The sequence below is a fragment of the Chitinophaga sp. CC14 genome (assembly GCF_048957795.1).
GTDB classification, from domain to species: domain Bacteria; phylum Bacteroidota; class Bacteroidia; order Chitinophagales; family Chitinophagaceae; genus Chitinophaga; species Chitinophaga ginsengisegetis.
The window spans coordinates 1,471,733-1,490,321 of sequence record NZ_JARBFY010000005.1; the positions used below are offsets into that span (position 1 = coordinate 1,471,733).

Below are 18,589 nucleotides of genomic sequence, written 5' to 3' on the forward strand. Positions count from 1 at the left end.
AATTTGCGCACATGCTATCTAACCGTCACCAGATCTTTATGGAAGTGGCCCATCAGAAAAGCTTTTCAAAGGCCAGCCAGGCGTTGTTTATTTCACAACCGGCGGTAAGCACACATATCAAAGGGTTGGAAGAACAATATAAAACCAAATTATTTGAAAGAAAAGGTTTGCAGATAGAACTGACAGACGCCGGTCAGCTGCTGTATAACCGCCTGCTTACCGTACGCCATATACAACAGGAAACCGAGTTCGATATTTCCGTGATCCACGACCAGCAGCAGGCCACCGGCATGCTCAACCTGGGCGCCAGCACCACCGCAGCACTCTATATATTACCCAAAGTAATGTCGGCCTTTCACCGCGAATACCCGCTGGTGGATATTTCCCTGCTTAACCGGAACAGTGAAATTGTATTGCAGGCACTGCTCGACAAAGAAATTAATATAGGCGTTACCGAAGAAAAAGGACAACTGAGCAATATTACCTACCAGCCTTTCCTGAAAGACCAGATAGTGGCCGTATGCAGTCACGACAACCCACTGGCCCGCAAAAAGAACTACCCACTGAAAGAAATCCTGCAGATGCCCGTAGCCATCCGGGAGCGCGGCAGCGGCACCCTGGAAGCGCTCAAAAAAGGGCTGCAGAAAAGCAAGATCCGGCTCAACGACCTGAAAATAAAAGTCAGGCTGGGAGGCACCGAAGCCCTGAAAAACTTCCTGCTGGAATCCGGCTGTGTAGGATTCCTGTCTACCCGCTCCATCGCTAAAGAGTTGCAACACGGCGAGTTAACCATCCTCTCCTTTGAAGGGCTGCGGATAGAACGTAGTTTTTATTTCATTCAACGAAAAGGCGAAACCAGCGACCTCAACAAACGCTTCATCAAAATGGCCAGATCCATTTATAATTATTAATTATAGGTCATAATATTTTCATATAGCCAGGATTATAAGCTATGGGCTACATTTGAACCATACAAAATAACCTGTTGACATGAACATGCTTTTTTATTACGACGAACTGTACAAAGCGGCTGTAGAAAGAATTAACAAGCTGGTAGATATCTCTGTTACCCAGAAGAATGCGTTAATCCAGCGGCTGAAAAGCCAGGCGCCATTTCTCGCCACCACCACCGAAGATATAGACCTGGTTGCCCAAAGAATGATGAATTCCCTGGGAATGGTATTATGTCCGGATGCTGCGGCAGATTTTGCAGGAGGCAGCAAGCTCCTCGAAATGGAGATGCTGAATAATGGTGAATAACCCCCTGCATCCCGAACGGAATATTACTGCAACGGCGGAAAAGGCTCCGCCATTCCCCGCTCAAAAGGTGTGAACGGTTCCCCTGCGGCCACACGTGCCGGCCAGTTTGGATTGGCAAGTGCCGCCTTTCCGAGCGAAATAAGATCCGCATGTCCTTCCGTTAATGCCCTCCCGGCCACGGCCAGTTCTTCCATGCCGCCGTTGGCAATCACCGGCCGTTGAACAATACGTTTAGCCATGCCCGTAAGTGTTTCCCCATGTGCATAGGCGCCCAGTTTTTCCCAGGTGCTGCCTTCCCCTGAAATATGGATATAATCCGGTGATACCTTGCTTACTTCTTCGAGTAGTGCTGCTGCCGTAACAGCGCCATCCGGCCAGCGATACGTGAAGTTATTCACTTTGCCTTCCGAGAGGCGCAGCCCGATAATAAAATGCGGAGGCACTGCCTGCCTGATAGCAGTGATGATTTCCGCGATAATACGGAAACGGTTCACCACAGATCCGCCGTATTCATCCTCCCGCAGATTGGTATACTCCGTTAAAAACTGGTCGGGCAAGTAGCCATTGGCGGCATGCACTTCTATGCCATCAAATCCGGCGGCCACGGCGTTGGTAGCCGCCGCGGCGTATCCTGCCACTGCGGTGGCGATGTCTCCGGGCGTCATGGCGGCAGGAATCGGGAAAGGGCCATCGCCGCCACCGTAGGAACGCAGCTTACGACCCAGCGGCGTTACCACAGAGGGCGCCAGCGTATGCGATAAATGCTGCGATAACGCGCCGGCATGCATCAGCTGCGCAATGAATAAGCTGCCGTGTGCTTTTACTTTCACTGCCAGCTCCTGCCAGCCGGCCACCTGTTGTGGCGTTACCAGCCCCGGCTGATGCGGATACGCCTGGCTGGCCACCGCATCGGTATATACTCCTTCAGTGATGATGATCCCAAAACCACCGAGGGCAAAACGTTCGTAATAAGTGTGCATAGCTGCAGTAGGAATGCCCTGCAATGTAGCGCTGGCTCGACTCATAGGCGCCAGCACCACCCTGTTCTTTACAGATTGCTGCGCCAGCATAACAGGCGCCAATACCGGGTGTGTAGTCATATCTAAAACTTTAATGCAAAGTTGTGCACGCAGCCCCTTCAAAACAATAACAAATGGTAAGAAATCTATAACGGCTCCTTTGCTATTTTACGACGTAAACGGCTTAGTGACTCAGGGGTAATACCCAGGTACGCCGCTACCTGGTGCTGGGGCAGGCGCGTTTCAAGAAAAGGATACCGGCTTACAAACCCACGGTACCGCTCTATGGCAGGCTTCTGCAGCGACAGGATACGACGTTGCAACGCGATGTAACCCCGCTGGGAAATAATGCGGTAATACCGTTCCACTGCCGGGATATCGTTAAACAGCTGCTCCAGTTGCTGCCGGGTGATACGCAACACCTCCCCTCCTTCCAGCACGTCAATATTAAACAGGGATGGCTGACCGGACAGCATACTGTCCAGATCCGTGATCCACCAGCCTTCCACGCTGAACTGCAGCACATTTTCTTTCCCCGTGGCATCTTTTTCATACTGACGGCAACAACCTTTCAGCACAAAAAATTCGTGGCGGCAAACATCGCCCTCCCGCAACAGGAACTGGCGGCGGCGCGTACGCACGGATTCAAAATAGCCGGGAATACGTTTAATATCAGCGTCGCGCAGCGGTACATGTTGGAGAATACTATCTGTCAGCAATTTCATGCTCCTTGGTTATTCTTCAAAGATAGCCCTGTGCAGGAACGTCTCAAAGAATAATCTTTTGCGGTCCCATCTTCCCGAAAAAATACTGGAAACTGATCATTACATAACGCTGTAAAGCATTTACCTGTTTTGTTTCTGTATAGGTAGCCGTAGTGATATTGGAGATATTAGTGTTATTATTAAAAAGATCATTCACCCGGCATTTCAACTTCATCTGTTCTTTCCTGCCAAAACTATAGGCCACCGCACTGTTACAAACAAAGTAACGGCGTTGGTCCGGCGCCGTTACCTGCGAATTATAGTGATACGCCATATCGCCGGACAGCTCCAGCCGTTTAATGGGGATCAGCTCCCACTGCATGTTAAGGCGTTGCGTGTTGTAATTAACGTTATCAATACCAGGCAGCGAATAAACGGTGCTATTCACATCTATATTTACAGCAGGCGATATGGTCAGCCATTCTTTATAAGCAACGGAAAAATAAACACCGGCGCCGGCAGCCCACCCGTTGGAAATATTTTTTTCACCGGCCACCAGGCCAACACCCCGGTTCCTGTTTATGTTAACATTAATACCATTGTTGAACGTCCAGTTGTTCTTTTTCTTTTGGAGATTGATATTTCCATATACCATCATTCTCCACGTACCATTCACATTCTGAAAGGTACTGATTTGCCGTCCCAGGGAATCATAACGCTGATCCGCCACAATTTCATTGCGGGCAACGGAGCCATTGCCACTAAGATTGAAAGTAAACCCTGTTACCGGCTGATAAACGAAAAACATCAGCGACAGGTTTTGGGTGAAAGTGCCTTTCAGCAAAGGGTTGCCGACCTTCATGAATAAGGGGTTGGTGTTATCCACTACGGGCGACAACTGCTCTGCCGAAGGGGCGGAAGAAGAAATGGAATAGTTGGTAAACAACCGTCCGTATTTACTGACAGAATAATTTAATTGCAGGTTGGGCGCAAATTGTTGCTGATGGATCTTAATCACGGAGTCCAGCCACAGCAGCCGGTTTTCCTGTTGCAAAATCCGCATACCGGTATTCAGCGCTATGCTGAGGCGGTCGCTTTTCCAGGCCAGCTGCACAGAAGGCGTATGGGTAAAACTCGAGTTTTTATTACTGCTGGATAAAGCACTATCCCGCATACCATATTTACCGGACGCGGGATCTTCTTCAAATACTTCCCGGAGTTGTTTGTTGTAAGTGGTACCCAGCGTGTAATCTAATGCCAGCACAAAGCCATGCCCAATGGCTGCCGACAGGTTAAATGTAAAATTATTATTAAAGCTGTTTTCCCTGGAGCTGATATACTGGTTTAAAGAATCCCGCTGACTGATGCTATTGTTGGTATAAAAATTATTGACCGTATTGTTATATTCAGTTTGTTTTTTACTGCCGGCATCAAACCGCCAGGTGGTGTTGAGGTTCAGCTTGCGGTTACGGCTGGTTTTGTTGAAATTAATTTCACTGCCGCCGTTGCGCGTATGTGCTTCCCCGTTATTCCGAGAAAAGAGCGTATTCAGCAGGTCGCCGGTGGGGGTTTCCGATAAGGAATGCGACTGCAATGTGTTGCTTTTTTTCCCGATAGCCGCGTTGGTCCTGAATGTCCAGGTGGTTAGTGAATCTTTTTCATAAACAAGACTGGTATATAGCTGATGCTGGCCGTTCCTTGTTACTTCGTTATTGGTACTTTGATTACGGAAACTGTTATCCGGCAACAAATTGAGCCGGTCGGTGGCAGCTGTTTTTGTGTTTTTAGTGTTATTATAGCTGTAGTTACCGTCCAACGTGAGCTTTTTACCGGCTTTTGTATTGATGTTGATGCTGCCGTTTTTGTATTCCGGCAAGCCTCCTTCTCCGCCGCCGCCCATGCCAGTGGTGGATACCGCTGTTATGCCGCCCGGCTGATCAGCAGCATTCTTTGCAGCCGCCATCACGCTGATACGTGTAGGATTACGCATAGAGCTGATCATGCCATCTGCAAGGTAACGGTCACGACTACCCGCACCGGCAGTTATGTTTCCTACGATGCCGGTGTTTTTATCTTTTTTAAGTACGAGGTTAACGGTTACATCTTCCGCCGGGGCCTTCACTGCAAGGGAGCGCTGGGAGGCGAGGTCTTTGGTGGCGGTTACTTCTACCTTATCAATAATTTCCGCGGGCAGGTATTTGGTGGCCGCTTCTTTATTATCTCCAAAAAATTCCCTGCCATCTACTTTTATTCTTGTTACTGATTTTCCGTTCACGGTAATGCTGCCATCACTGCCTATCACTACGCCGGGGAGTTTTTTCAGCAGCTGCAATACGCTGGCATTTGCAGCCAGTTTTATGGCAGAAGCGTCAAATTCCAGGGTGTCGTTACGAAGTGTAAAAGGCGGTTTGGCAGCGGTTACCTCTACGGCTTTGAGTCCAATAATTTTGGGGTGCGTGGTATCGGAAGCTGTTACCGGCAGGCTGTCCGCAGCCCGCCCCTGTGCAATTGCGCAAGGGGCGGTTACGAAACATCCGGCAAGGAAAAATGCAATCCCGGCGGCGTATAGTGTTTTCACGTTTGTTTAGTTACTTTCCGGTACCAGTACGGCGCGGATATAGTTAGCATTGTTAAAATATTTCACAGCGGTTTGCTGTAAAGTTTCCGGTGTGATTTGTTGCAGCCGGTCCTTTATATCCGGCTGTTGCAAAGGTTCCTGGTTCAGGAGCGTGGAAGCGATATAATTCAGCCAGAATCCGTTTTCTTTAAACGCCCGTTCCACGCTGCTTTTATAGCCGGCCTTATATTTTACCACATCATCTTCTGCCACGCCTGTTGTTTTCAACTTCACAATTTCACTGTTAACGCTAAGGATCAGGGTTTCCACGTTGCGCGGGTCGCAGATAAAATTAATGCCAAACATATATTCACCGGAAGGTACTTTGCGGGTATTGGCATTTACATTAACGCTGTATACGCCTGCTTCCTGTTCGCGGAGCCGTTCTGTAAGACGGATATTAAGCACCCCTGCCAGTGCTTTCATCTGGTCGCTGGTGGTGATATCGTACGGAAAGGAACCGCTGAAAGCGAGGGTAACAATTGCCTGCGGCTCTTTACCGGCTACTACTTTTTTCACTACCCTGCCCTGCGGATAATTCAGCTGAAGATCCTTTACATCTTCCTGTTTATGTAAAGCCGGCAATGATCCAAGGTACTTAACCAGCAATGGTTTGATACTATCGGTGCTAAAGTTGCCAACAAAAGTGAAGGTGAAGCCGGCGGCATCTGCAAACCGGTTTTTATAAATGGCCAGTGCCTGATCTGCATCGAGCAGGTTCAGTTGTTGCTCCGGCAGCTGCATCTTACGGAAGTGATAATTAGCCATTACAGCGTTGAGGGTATCGCTGTATAGTTGCCGCGGCGCTTTGTTGGCATTGGCGTACGACAGCCGCGCCTGTTCAATCATATTGCTGAACATCACCGGGTCTTTACGCGGACTAGTAAAATACAGGTATACCAGTTGCAGCGCGGTTTCCAGGTCTTCATCAGCAGCACCGCCGGAGATGCCTTCTGATGTTTCGCTGATGAATGGCGATACCGACACATTTTTCCCGGTGAGTAGTTTGCGTAATTCCGCCTGGGTCATATCTGATACGCCGCTGGCGCTAACGAGTGAAGCTGCGATGCTGGCGTTATAAAAATCAGCGTCACTTACCTGTGATAAACCTCCGCGGCTGAAACCATTAAATAAGATTTCATCTTTTTTAAAGCTGGTTGGTTTCAGCAGCACTTTCAGTCCGTTGCTGAGTTCCAGGGAAGTGATGCCCAGGTCTTTGATCACTTTCTCACTGATGATAGTACCCGGTTGCGGGGCACTGTCGAGCAGCGTGGTACGCAGTACTTTTTTATCTTCATAGGCAGCGATGGACGCGGTGGCAGCTTCGTTCATCCATTGCAGCACGGTGGCTTCCGAAGGAAGGGAGTCTTTCTGTTTGTCGTTGGCCACCAGGATAAGATCACGGTCGGTGTCCTTAAAGTAGGATTGTATAACAGCATTAAAACCCTTCAACGTGAGCGTGTCGGTAATGGCTTTGTACAAGGCGGTTTCATATGCGCTGCCCGGACTTGCTTCACCTTCCAGGAAGTGTTTTACATATTCCCTTACATACGATTCCGAAGGGGTTTTATCCCGCTCCTTGTAGCTCAGGGAAATATTGCTGAGGAAGGAGGTTTTTGCCCGTTGCAATTCTCCTTCGGTGAAGCCGTATTTCTTTATCCGTTGCAGTTCTGTCCACCAGGCTTTGATGCCTTTTTCTGTTTCACCGGGCTTGAGTACTACTCTGCCGCTAAGGCCGCTGAGATTGGCCATCATTTTACCAAACCCTGCACCACCACTGAGGAAGGGGGCATTTTTTTGCCGTGCCACTTCATTCATGCGATCGCTGACCATGCTGTTAAACAGGGATTGGATGAGGATATTGCTGAAATCCGTTTTTGTTTTAATGGTGGCTCCCGGCTGCTTGATGGTGAGTTCCAGGCGGGTGGTGGCCACTTCCGCATCTGTTACCGCCAGGAACTGGTTTTTGCCGGTGAGCGGGATAGTGGTGTATTTACGTTCTTTCGGCTGTGCGGGTGAGCGCAGATCGGCGAACATAGCGCGGATGGATTTTTCTATCTGCGCCACATTTACATCGCCCACTACGATCAATGCCTGCAGGTCGGGCCGGTACCAGTCTTTATAAAAAGCGCGGATCTGTTCATGCTTAAAGTTTTTCAGTACTTCTTCCGTGCCTATCGGCAAACGGGAGGCGTACAGCGACTGGTTCACTGACAACGGCATTACTTTGTCCTGTATGCGTTGTGCGGAGCCCAGGCGTTGTCTTTTTTCTTCGAGGATCACGCCTCTTTCATTATCTATTTCCTCATCACTGAGGGTGAGTTCCTGTGCCCAGTCGCGCATGATCTGCATGGCATTACGGAAAACGGTTTTATCTTCCACGGATACCGGCAGCTGGTATACGGTTTCATCAAACCCCGTGTAGGCGTTAAGGTCTGCGCCAAAACGCACGCCTGATTTCTGGAGATAATTTACCAGTTCATTTTTGGGATAATGGGTGGTACCGTTAAACGCCATGTGCTCCAGGAAGTGCGCCAGGCCGCGCTGTTCGTCTGTTTCCAGGATAGACCCGGCTTTGTTCACCAGGTACATTACCGCTCTTTTTTCCGGCGTGGTATTTTTCCGGATATAATAGGTAAACCCGTTGGGGAGTTTACCTATCGTTACTTCCGGATCCATCGGCACTGTTTCACCGGTTTGTTGTGCATGGGCTATGCTGCCGGTAGCGACAGACAATAGCATCCCCCATGCTGCAATGCTGCAACAAAATTTTATCATGATAACCGTTATTTTTTTTAGAAGATGATTATGGCATCCACCAGATTTTGCTGGTGAAGATGTCGATAGGACCCTGTGCCAGCAGGTTTTCCTTATTCTGTACCATTTCTGATGCCGGGTAAGGACACCGGATAGGCATGATATTGCCCACCCTGGCGGGGTCGTAAGACAATGGGATTTCCGGGAACCTGCCGTTGCGGCGGTAGTCCACCCATGCTTCAAAAGGTTCAATACCGTTAAAGGCCATGTATTTCTGGAACATCAGCAGTTTGTACTTATCCGGTGCGGCGGCCCAGCTCACCTTTGGATTGGCGGCAGCTGTTTCTGCATTGTACCAGGTATTGAAAGCATCATCCGACAGGGAAGGCACCGTGGTGTTGCCGCCTACATTGAGCCAGCGGAACGATTCCTTCACGGCGTTCTTATAGGCAGTTTCGGGATCACCGGGCAACCATCCGCGCTGAATGGCTTCTGCCTGCAGGAACATGCTTTCGATGCTGGTAATGATCCAGCAGGGCATATCATAGCCTTTTATGATACCGGTCGATAAAGGCGATACAGGTGTACGGAAAGTGCGTACGCCGCCTACCTGTGACACATATTCCGTACGGTTGTAAGGGTACTGTTGTTCATCTACCGGCAAACCGAATTTATTGCCCCTGTATTCCTGCGGACCAGGTTGTGTAAATGGTTCCACTGCATTGGCAGGCAATGGCACACGGGCGGGTGAGTAAAAGAAACCGAGACGGGGATCATGGTTTTCTTTCAACATATTCATGGCGGTTACGTTTGCGGAAGCCATCTGCCAGTTAGGTATTTGTTTATCCCCAGCCACAGTATAATAGCGGGGATATATATCATACTGTGAGTATTTCGCGTAATACTTGGAAGGCCGCTGATCTGTAAAACCGGGGTTTATATCCGCATTTTCCCCACTGTTTAAAAAACCGGAACCCTGTGCTACGATCTTCGCAATTTCTCCTTTGATATAATCCTCCCGGCCGGGTTTATTGGCCTGGTGTACCAGCAACCGTAGTTTGAGGGTATTGATAAACTTAAACCACTTTTGTTTATCGCCATGAAACATAATATCCGCGATGGAAATACGGATCGCTTTATCCTGTGGTGCTTCACGGATGAGTGTAATAGCCGAATCCAGCTGCTTCACCAGGTCTTCATAAATGAATTCCCCGGTGTCGTATTTAGGTTTCCGGATGCTGGTATTATTGGCCTCGCTATATGGCATGTTATTGCTGTTATCTACCGCGCGGCTCCATTGCAATGCCCTGATCGCTTTGGCAATACCAATGTAATAAGGCTGGTCGTGTACCCTTGCATTTGCCTCCCAGAGCAGGATAGCCGGATCGGGAGAACTGGTGCCGAAAAACATATCATCCAGTTGATAATAAGTAAGTACGTTGGCTCCGGAAGAATACTCTGCAAATGTCCAGTAGCCCATCCATTGTGCTTCCGTTTCGTTATTCACACCCGACATGCTGTTGAACAACATATCCGGCAACATCAGATCCGGTGTGGCATTGTTTTCTGTAAGCTGCATCGGATTGTAGTTAATATCAATCCAGCCTTTTTTACACCCGGCGATGAAGATGGCAGCAGTTAAGAGGGCTCCCGTTAAAATATGATATCTTTTGCGCATCAGTTTAATTTTTTGTTGTTAGAAACTCACAGTAGTGATCACTCCATATTGTGCTACACCCGGAACGGTAGACACCCCGGAAGCTGATCCCGAAAGATTGTCGGGGATAGTACGATAGCCTCTGTCGCCCGGGCCTTTGATCAGTTGCGGATCACCTGATTTATTTGCTTTTGCATAGAAGTTGAACACATTTCTGCCGTATACACTTAAATTGAGTTTCTTGATGGTTTTTGTTTTAAAGAAGCGCTCGTAGCCAATCACTACTTCCCTTATTTTGAAGAAATCTGCTTTCGTCAGGTAATTCGCAGAAGCATTGGTAAAGTGGCTATATAATTCCTGGTTGGCGCTTTTCGTATATACGCTTGTGTTAGGCACATATTTACCGCTGCCATCATCATATGATGAATTGGGATAGATAAATGGCTTGCGGTCGTTGTACAAAGTGAGTGCGCTGAAGCCATATTGTACGTCATACTGCATCAGTTCAGAATAGTGCATAGCGCCGGTATTGAATTCTCCCAGCACTGCCAGCGTGAATCCTTTAAACGCAAAGTTCAGGTTCATTCCACCGGAATATTTGGGTAACGTACGGCCGCCATAAATGGGGTTGTTCATATCCACATCCGGCATACCGGTTTCTTTATTCACAATCACCCTGCCTGCGGCATCTCTTTTTAAATCATATACCTGGTATTCAAATGCGCGCTCGCCGGTACGTGCCACTATACCATACATGCTGCCGTAATAAGGTGTTTTTAAAGGAAACAGTCCGTCATAGGCGTCACTGATGGAAATGACTTTATTATCGTTCATGGCCATACGTACATCGGCACTGACAGAAAAGCCGCTCCTTGTTTTAATAACCGGATCAAATTTCAGATCCAGTTCCCAGCCATAATTGCGCATTATCCCGAGGTTATCTACGGTGCTGCCACCGCTTAACCACGGAATTTTCACTTTCATGATCACCCCGTTATTGCGCTGGGTATACCAGGTAAAATCGGCCGATACCCGGTTTTTCCACAGGCTCACACTGGCGCCATACTCCTGGCTGAGGATTTTCTCCGGCTTCAGTAACGGGTTAGGATTACCTCCCAGGTATTCATAGGCAATGACGCCTTCGTCTGAGGTGCCGGGATAAGGAAAACTATTAGAATACGCCATCTGCAATGTCCGCTCCGACTGATATGGCTCAATATTCATATTGGCCGTGGTATTTACTGCTGCGCGTACCTGCAGGCGTGACAGCCAGGTATAATTTTTCAGGGAAGAAATTACTTCATTCAGGATCACAGAAGTATTACCTCCTATGTACAGGTCTTTGCCCCTGCCTGCTTTTGCACGCTTGGAATCCCAGTCGTTCCGCGCCATCAATTCCACAAATACTTTGTCTTTGTAACCAATACCGGAAGTACCGAAGAAGGAATAATTACGGGTCAGCAGTGATTCTTCACCGGCGCCTGTCGGATCGCGGGAAAAAGCCAGGTTGAATACCGGTATAATCGGATTACCGCTACCACCTAATTTCTTATAATAATTTTCCTTTACGGAGCTACCCAAAGTAGTCCGGAAATTAAAATCGCCGGCATGGTTTAATGCTGTAATCAGCAGGTCGTTGTTAAGCGTGGTGTTAGAGCGGGTTTCTTCCGACAGCTGTGAGAGCCTGTCGCGGAAACGGTTATAGCCGCCGAACTGCTTTGCAAAATCAGAAAAATTCTGTGGCTGTGATGTCGATTTTTCGTAGAAGCCATCATATACAATACTCGGTTTATCCGTTACCGTTAACCAGGGCAATACTTTGCCTGTCAGGATCAAACCGGCTATCACCGCATTATCCGTACCTTTTTTCCTGCGGGCTGTTGCTGCCTGGTAAGGGCTCATCACATCATTGTCGTTCCAGTAGTGGTTGAGGTCTGACCACTTATCATTTTCATAATCCTTGTAACTAAGGATAGGGATAAAAGTGGGTGTGCTCAGCATATCAGTGAACTCAGGGCCTTTATCGGTATTGGTGCGGGAGTAGTTCAGGTTCAACTGTACATTCAGTTTTCCCAGTTTACGGCCTGCGCTGAAGAAGAGGTTAACAGCATCCTGTTTGTCGCCCGGTACCATGCCTGTTGCGTTCACTGCGCTTAGCCCCAGGTAGAAATCGGAGATGGCATCTGATTGCGAGATAGACAGGTTGTTTTGTATAGTATGACTTACATTGAAGAACCGTCTTGCGTCTTTCTTATCGGAGTAGGTCACCATCTGGTAGTCGCCGTTTTCATCGGCTCTTCCTATTGGTACCAGCCGGCCATCGTAAGCGGGGCCCCAGCCGTTTTTATCCAGGCTGCTGTAAATACCGTTTCCTTTGTCGTCTACCAGTCCGCTGCCGTTACCGAAGCGTCGCTGTTTGCTTTTATCGTTCCGGAAATCGAGACGGGAAAAGCTTACGTTGTTACGAAAGTTGATAGCGGGTTTGCCTTTTTGTCCTTTTTTGGTGGTGATAACGATCACGCCATTCACCCCTTCCGGTCCGTACAAAGCCGTACCGTTGGCGCCTTTCAGCACGGTTACGTTTTCAATATCCGCAGGGTTGATGTTATTGATAAAGTCCATGATCATGGCGGCGGAGCCATTATCCGATCCAAAAGACAATGGCGTACCATTCAGGATAAACAGCGGCTGATTATTACTGGTGGTGCTAAAGGAGCGGATGCCGCGGATCAGTACCCGCATCTGTGGGTTCATGTCGGCACTCTGTACAGCAATATTTAACCCGGATACTTTACCGGCCAGCCCCTGGAGCAGGTTACCGGAATTGGCGCGGTTGATATCTGCCCCGCTCACTTTGGCTACGCTGTAACCCACTTCTTTAGAACTCTTTTCTATACCAAAAGCCGTTACTACGGTTTCATCCAGTTTGGATACCGCGGGATTCATCAGCACCGTGAGTGCAGGCTGATTAGGGATGATCTTTATTTCCTGTGTTTCATATTGCAGGGAAGTGATGACCAACACATTGCCGGGTTCTGCATTCAACGCGAAGTTGCCCTGTGCATCGGTAATAGCGCCCCTGTTCTTTCCTTTTATTTTTACAGATGCCGACGCAATGGGCTCTTTATTCACCGCATTCAGCACGGTTCCTCTCACTTCTATAAAAGCACTTACCACAAAAGGTAGTTTGCCTTCCAGTGGCGGTGGCTTTACCGCAAGTGTAATCACTTTATCGGTGATGGTATAATTCAACGGCTGGTCTTTAAAAGCCGTTTCCAGGAAAGCCGCCAATGGCATCTCTTCCGCCGCTACCGTTACCGGTTTCGCTGTTTTCAGCAATTCGCTGTTGTAGAAAACTACATAGCCTGTTTGCTGCTCGATAGCAGTAAAAATTTTCTTCAGGGAAAGATCCTTTCCTGAAAGTGTGACACTTTGCGAAAAAGTTGATGCATGCACACTGAGAAAAGTAATGGTCATCAGTAAAAAGGTCAGCCTCATTACGAACAAGATTTTGGTAATGTAACGATGCCTCCACCATGACAGGTGGCCACAATAAGCATTTTTTTGCATAAATTGCATTTGGTTTGGTTGATAATAGATTCTCTTACGGAAAATTTAAAACGACTGAACTACTAACCGGAAGTGGGTCCAAGCACTTCCGGTTTTCGTTTTTTATGATTGGTTTATTTAGGTTGTATGATGAGCTTTCCTCCCGGTTCCAGCCTGAAGTGAATGCCGGCATCGGTCAATATTTTGAGCAATTGCGTCAGGCTTACATTCCGCACTATTTTTCCGCCAAACACCACATCCGGCACTTCCTGGTCATACACTACCTCGATGTTGTACCACCTGGCCAGTTGCCGCATTACCTCGCGCAGGTGTTGTCCTTCAAAATTAAACAGCCCGCTGCGCCACGCCATTACCGCGCTGGTATCCACCCCGTTCACCACCTGCGGCGTGTGCGTACCTGCCGCTAAAACAGCCTGCTGCCCTGGCTGCAATACCACCGCCTGCGCTGCGCTGAAGCGGATACGCCCTTCCAGCAAAGTGGAGCGGATGGCTGCTTCATCGGGGTAAGCGTTTATGTTAAAGTGAGTACCCAGTACATCAATATAGCTTTCCTGTTTGCTGATCTTTACCCGGAAGGGTTTGTGTGCATCCTTCGCTACTTCAAAATAGGCTTCCCCGCTCACTTCCACCAGTCGTTCCCGGCCGGTAAAAGCGGTAGGATAGCTAAGTGAAGAGGCGGCGTTCAGCCATACTTTTGTGCCGTCGGGTAATACTACCTGGAACTGGCCACCGCGGGGCGTTGTGAGTACATTGATACCGGCGGCTTCCCCATTGGAGGAAGGTGCATAATTCAACTGGCCGTTTACCTGCTGGGCGGTGGCATTGCCCAGCTGTATCTGCCGTTTGGCAACGCTGTCGAGTGTGATTACGGAGCCGTCGGCCAGTTTCAATACGGCTTTGCTGCTGCCTGGCGCCACGTCGTATTTCGCTGCCAGCTGCTGTTTGCCGGCTTGCTGCTGCCAGCGGAAAATACCGGTGCCAATGAGTAGCAGCAGGGATGCCGCTGCCGCCCACCAAATCAGGCGGCGTGGTGGTTTATCTGTTGCTTTTGATGGGATGGCTTGTATAATATGCGCGTACATTTCCGGCAGGGGCGCATCCTGTCCGAATGCCGAGTGGTCGGTGTCGGCAAGCGCCGCCAGCAAGCTTTCCAGCCTGGCGGTGTTGCGCTCATCCAGGAGCATCACCCGCCATTGCCGGAACTCTTCCGGTGTCATGGTATCGTCCGTATACTTGCGGAACAGTTCATCAAATTCCTTGTCGGCAGGTTGCATGCATTTAAATAATAATGGTTGATGTTGTTACTACCCTTCGCTACTATAGACGTAAATACATCCGGGGGGTAATGCATACTTTCTTAAAAAAAAGCAGAAAATAATGGCGTCAGGTACAAAAGAGCCACCAGTGCAATTTCCGGGAAGTTTTCTTCCAGGTATTTACGGATAATAGCCAATGCCCGTACTAAATGACTTCTGGAGGTAATGGGTGAAATATTCATGCGTTGTGCAATTTCCGTATGGGTTAATCCCTGGAAACGACTTAGCATAAAAGCGGTTTTTAATTGAGGGGAAAGTTGGTCTACCGCCTGTAAAATGGCTCCTTCCAGTTGTTTCAGCGCCAGTTGTTCTTCTACGGAAGGCGCTGTATCGGTAAAAAAGCTGGTCAGGTATTCTTCATTTTCCGGAGCCACTACTTTTTTCCGCAGGTAATCCATCGCCATGTTGCGGGTAATGGTGTTGAGCCAGGGTCTGAATTGCTGTACAGTAAGCAGGTGGTCTCTTTTCACCCATATTCTTACAAAAACTTCCTGGGTAAGGTCCTGTGCTATCTCCGGCGATTTCATCAGGCGCAGGGCAATGCCGTACACATGCCTGGCATAATGTTCATAAAGTATACTGAATGCCTCCTGATCGGCGTTGGCTATCCGCTGGAGCAATTCCTTCTCATCTTCTAACTGGTGCATTCCATAAAAATCTAGGCGCGGAGAGATCGGTGTTTTGATTGATATCGTAAAAATAGAAAAAAAGCCGTCATTCGTTCTTCTTTTTATTTACAGATATCTTTTCTCAGCACTTCCCCGTCTTTCATGCCGCGTGTATTGAACTCAATAGTTTCCACGCGTGTGCCACCCGGATAATGGAGGCGGATTTCATAGTCGGTATCTTTTTCCAGTGTCAGGGTAATTTCCCTGCCGGCTTCCCCGATAAAGCACCAACCGATTTGCCGTTGCTTGTTATAAATGTAAATACATGCGGCTGTTAATGACGGGCACACGGTACCGGTGAATGGGATCACGAGTCCTGGTGGTAATTGGGTAAGCGTATAGGCGGAGGGTGTGGTAATGGAATAAATATCATCGCTTCCTTTGCCGCCGGTGCGGTTGGAGGCGAAGTAGGTATCTCCGTTGGCGGCGGCTACAAAATAAAAATCGTCGCCCGCGGAATTGGTGGGATAGCGAAGGTTTTCCGGTGTACTCCACTGGGTTTTACTACCGCTGGTATGGAAAATGTCGAAGCCACCCATGCCGGTCCATCCTTTACTGGAAAAGTACAGGCTGCCATCGGGGGCTATGGTTGGAAACTCCTCTTCTTCCAAAGTATTAATACCCGGGCCGCAGTTTACCGGTGTGCTCCATTTGCCATCGCTTTGTTTTTCGCTGTACCAGATATCTGTAGCCCCCTGTCCGCCGGGCATATTGGCTGCAAAATAAAGGGTGTTGCCATCATTGCTGAGGGCGGCGTGTCCCAGGGAATATTCATCGGGTTTATTATACGGGAATGCCGTTAGTTCTCCCCATTTGCCATTTGCATCTTTTTGGGCGGAGAATAATTCCAGGCGGCGATAGCCGTACTTCACTTTATCTTCTTTTACGGCAGGAATGCGACGATCGGCGTTTGTCATGGTTACATAGGCCGTGCGGTAATCTTTGTCAAAAACGGCGGGGCCTACATGGTATTTCGACCAGTTGAATGCCGGGGAAAAATCTTTGATGTATACGTTACCATAGTTGGCGGTATCTCCTATATAAAGCCCCTGAAAATCGGTGCGGGTGCGGCCATATACATTCCTGTTAAAATGGCTGCCGTTTTCGAGCTGGTTACGGTATAGTGAGTCGGACACGAATACGATGCCGCCGGGATAGTAAGTAGCGCCCCAGTCGGAGCCAATGGTGTTAAGCCGTTCCACATTGCGGATGGCAACAGGCGTGGGTGCTTGTATCCATTCCTGTGCAGCGTCGCAGCCGGCGATCCTGTTCTTTACGCGTTCCTGGTTACCGGTTTGTGCATATTGTGTATAAGCAGCTTTTGCGTCGGCGTATTTACCTAGACTTTTGAGCATATCGCCGTAGTATAAACGGGCATCAGCAGGGGCATCGGGGCGGGCCAGCAATTTAGCGTACCAATCGGCGGCCGCTGCATATTCATTGATATGCCGGTAGGATTCTGCCAGGCGTTCCAGCACAAGGGTTTTTGTTTTGTCCTTTCTCTTTGCAGCAATCCTTTCATACAGGGAAGCCGCTTTTGCGTAGTCGTATTTGTTGTAGTAAACAGCAGCCTGTTGGTCCAGCGACAACTGTTCCTGTGCCTGTAAAAACTGTACCGATAAGATGAGTAGAATTATACCAGCATATTTTTTCATAGTGTGTATTTAAATGAATACCCTGCATTAGAAATATCTCGGACTGATCACCCTGGCTTTTTTGCCGGGGAACAAAAACCCGATGGATATTTCATGTGATCCGCTCTGGAAAGAAGACATTTTGCTAACGGTAAGATCGTACGCATATCCCAACCTGAATTGATTGGTGATATTAAACTGTACCAGTGCGCTGGCGGCATCCAGTTGTTCCAGGTTTTTATCCAGCGCGGGTTTACTCCAGATCTTCACCCCGGTGCGGTAAGAGCCGCCAACCCAAAGGCGGTCGGCTATAAAGAATAAAGCAGTGAGGTCTACATTGGTGGGTCCTTTAAAGTCTTCTTTTACCAGGATAGATGGCTTGAACTTTATGCTTTCAGACAAGTCGAACATCATGCCGGCGTTTACATACAGGTGTTGTGTTTTACGGATGGTTTTATACTGGTATCCTTTCCAGTAATAACGGGAGGCATCTGTATAAAGGGAAAAGAGATCCATTACAGAGGCGCCTACGTAAAATTTCGAGGTGAAGTAATAGATCCCGAACCGTGCATCGGGTACCCAGGTAGATGCCCTGCCCATAGGAATGGTAGGATCATTATCATCGTTGTACACAAGCGCGTTGCCGTCGATGGCATATTGCGTAACCCCTGCTCCTACTCCCAGGCATAAACGCTTATCGCCGTCTTCATTCAGTGGGATACGGTAGGAGTACATTCCATAAATGGAAGTAGCGTCCTGGGGACCCAGTTTATCGTACATTACCTGCAGCCCCAATCCCACGCGGTTATCGCGGGAGGCGTTCAGGGCGCCGTCTACAGATACGCCGCCGGTTTGAGGACCACCGGGGAAATTAACCCATTGCTTTCTGTAAATGGCATTGGCAAACAGCTCTTCTTTGTAACCTGCGTAAGCCGGGTTCACGCTCAACATATTAAAAATATATTGGCTGAACTGTAGGTTTTGCTGCGCCTGTATTGATACCGGCTTATACAGCAGGCCGGAAAACGCTAACAACAGCATTAACTTTGATTTCATGTTTATGCTCATACGAGATCCTTTAAGATGTCAATAAGTAATGATTACCGAAGTAATTTGACTTCCCCGTTAAATCCCTGTCAGTTTGTGCTGTACATCATTTCAGTATGTAGAAGTAAATACTTTGATTGAGGTGTTATCACGAAACAATCGTTTTACCATTTCCGTCCGGGGTACAATAAACTCCATGATCTTATTCACATTGCGTGGTGGTAGCAGGATACAGTGCCGCATAAAGGATATGTCAATGTTATAACCGGACAGACAAAAGGGGGTTGCACGTGCGACGGGCACGTTTTTTCCCATAGAATATGAGCTACAAATCAGTTTT

The 18,589-nt window shown here is 48.4% G+C and carries 12 protein-coding genes; 2 read left to right on the forward strand and 10 right to left on the reverse strand.

The genetic code is table 11. From position 1 onward, the window contains the following. The first annotated feature begins 11 nt into the window (after positions 1-11). A complete protein-coding gene (locus PV783_RS25525; protein ID WP_079470097.1) occupies positions 12-911 on the forward strand; it encodes a LysR family transcriptional regulator in 900 nt (299 codons plus the stop codon). 79 nt (positions 912-990) lie between these two features. Continuing rightward, positions 991-1,260: a hypothetical protein gene (locus PV783_RS25530; RefSeq protein ID WP_079470098.1), complete on the forward strand. Its 270-nt coding sequence runs from the start codon at positions 991-993 to the stop codon at positions 1,258-1,260. A 23-nt stretch (positions 1,261-1,283) separates the two neighbouring features. Here the strand turns inward: PV783_RS25530 and PV783_RS25535 are convergent, their stop codons facing one another. The 10 genes from PV783_RS25535 to PV783_RS25580 form a co-directional block, all read right to left on the reverse strand. After that, positions 1,284-2,360 carry an NADH:flavin oxidoreductase gene (locus PV783_RS25535; RefSeq protein WP_420990101.1) on the reverse strand — a complete coding sequence of 359 codons (1,077 nt, stop codon included), beginning with the start codon at positions 2,358-2,360 and terminating at the stop codon, positions 1,284-1,286. Positions 2,361-2,425: 65 nt separating this feature from the next. Next, positions 2,426-3,004, reverse strand: a complete 579-nt coding sequence (locus PV783_RS25540) for a Crp/Fnr family transcriptional regulator (RefSeq protein WP_420990102.1) — start codon at positions 3,002-3,004, stop codon at positions 2,426-2,428. A 43-nt stretch (positions 3,005-3,047) separates the two neighbouring features. After that, positions 3,048-5,561: an outer membrane beta-barrel protein gene (locus PV783_RS25545; RefSeq protein WP_420990103.1), complete on the reverse strand. Its 2,514-nt coding sequence runs from the start codon at positions 5,559-5,561 to the stop codon at positions 3,048-3,050. A gap of 6 nt (positions 5,562-5,567) precedes the next feature. After that, positions 5,568-8,378, reverse strand: a complete 2,811-nt coding sequence (locus PV783_RS25550) for a M16 family metallopeptidase (protein WP_420990104.1) — start codon at positions 8,376-8,378, stop codon at positions 5,568-5,570. Positions 8,379-8,406: 28 nt separating this feature from the next. Beyond that, positions 8,407-10,035: a SusD/RagB family nutrient-binding outer membrane lipoprotein gene (locus tag PV783_RS25555; protein ID WP_420990105.1), complete on the reverse strand. Its 1,629-nt coding sequence runs from the start codon at positions 10,033-10,035 to the stop codon at positions 8,407-8,409. A gap of 18 nt (positions 10,036-10,053) precedes the next feature. Further along, the gene (locus PV783_RS25560; RefSeq protein WP_420990106.1) at positions 10,054-13,512 is read right to left on the reverse strand and encodes a SusC/RagA family TonB-linked outer membrane protein; all 3,459 of its coding nucleotides are present in this window, start codon (positions 13,510-13,512) and stop codon (positions 10,054-10,056) included. Between the two features lie 185 nt (positions 13,513-13,697). Continuing rightward, positions 13,698-14,858 carry a FecR family protein gene (locus tag PV783_RS25565; protein WP_420990107.1) on the reverse strand — a complete coding sequence of 387 codons (1,161 nt, stop codon included), beginning with the start codon at positions 14,856-14,858 and terminating at the stop codon, positions 13,698-13,700. 83 nt (positions 14,859-14,941) lie between these two features. Further along, positions 14,942-15,547, reverse strand: coding sequence for an RNA polymerase sigma factor (locus PV783_RS25570; protein WP_420990108.1), 606 nt, complete (start codon positions 15,545-15,547; stop codon positions 14,942-14,944). An 83-nt stretch (positions 15,548-15,630) separates the two neighbouring features. Continuing rightward, positions 15,631-17,223 carry a hypothetical protein gene (locus tag PV783_RS25575; RefSeq protein WP_420990109.1) on the reverse strand — a complete coding sequence of 531 codons (1,593 nt, stop codon included), beginning with the start codon at positions 17,221-17,223 and terminating at the stop codon, positions 15,631-15,633. 27 nt (positions 17,224-17,250) lie between these two features. After that, complete coding sequence (locus PV783_RS25580; RefSeq protein WP_420990110.1) at positions 17,251-18,258, reverse strand: type IX secretion system membrane protein PorP/SprF; 1,008 nt, start codon at positions 18,256-18,258, stop codon at positions 17,251-17,253. Positions 18,259-18,589: the final 331 nt, after the last annotated feature.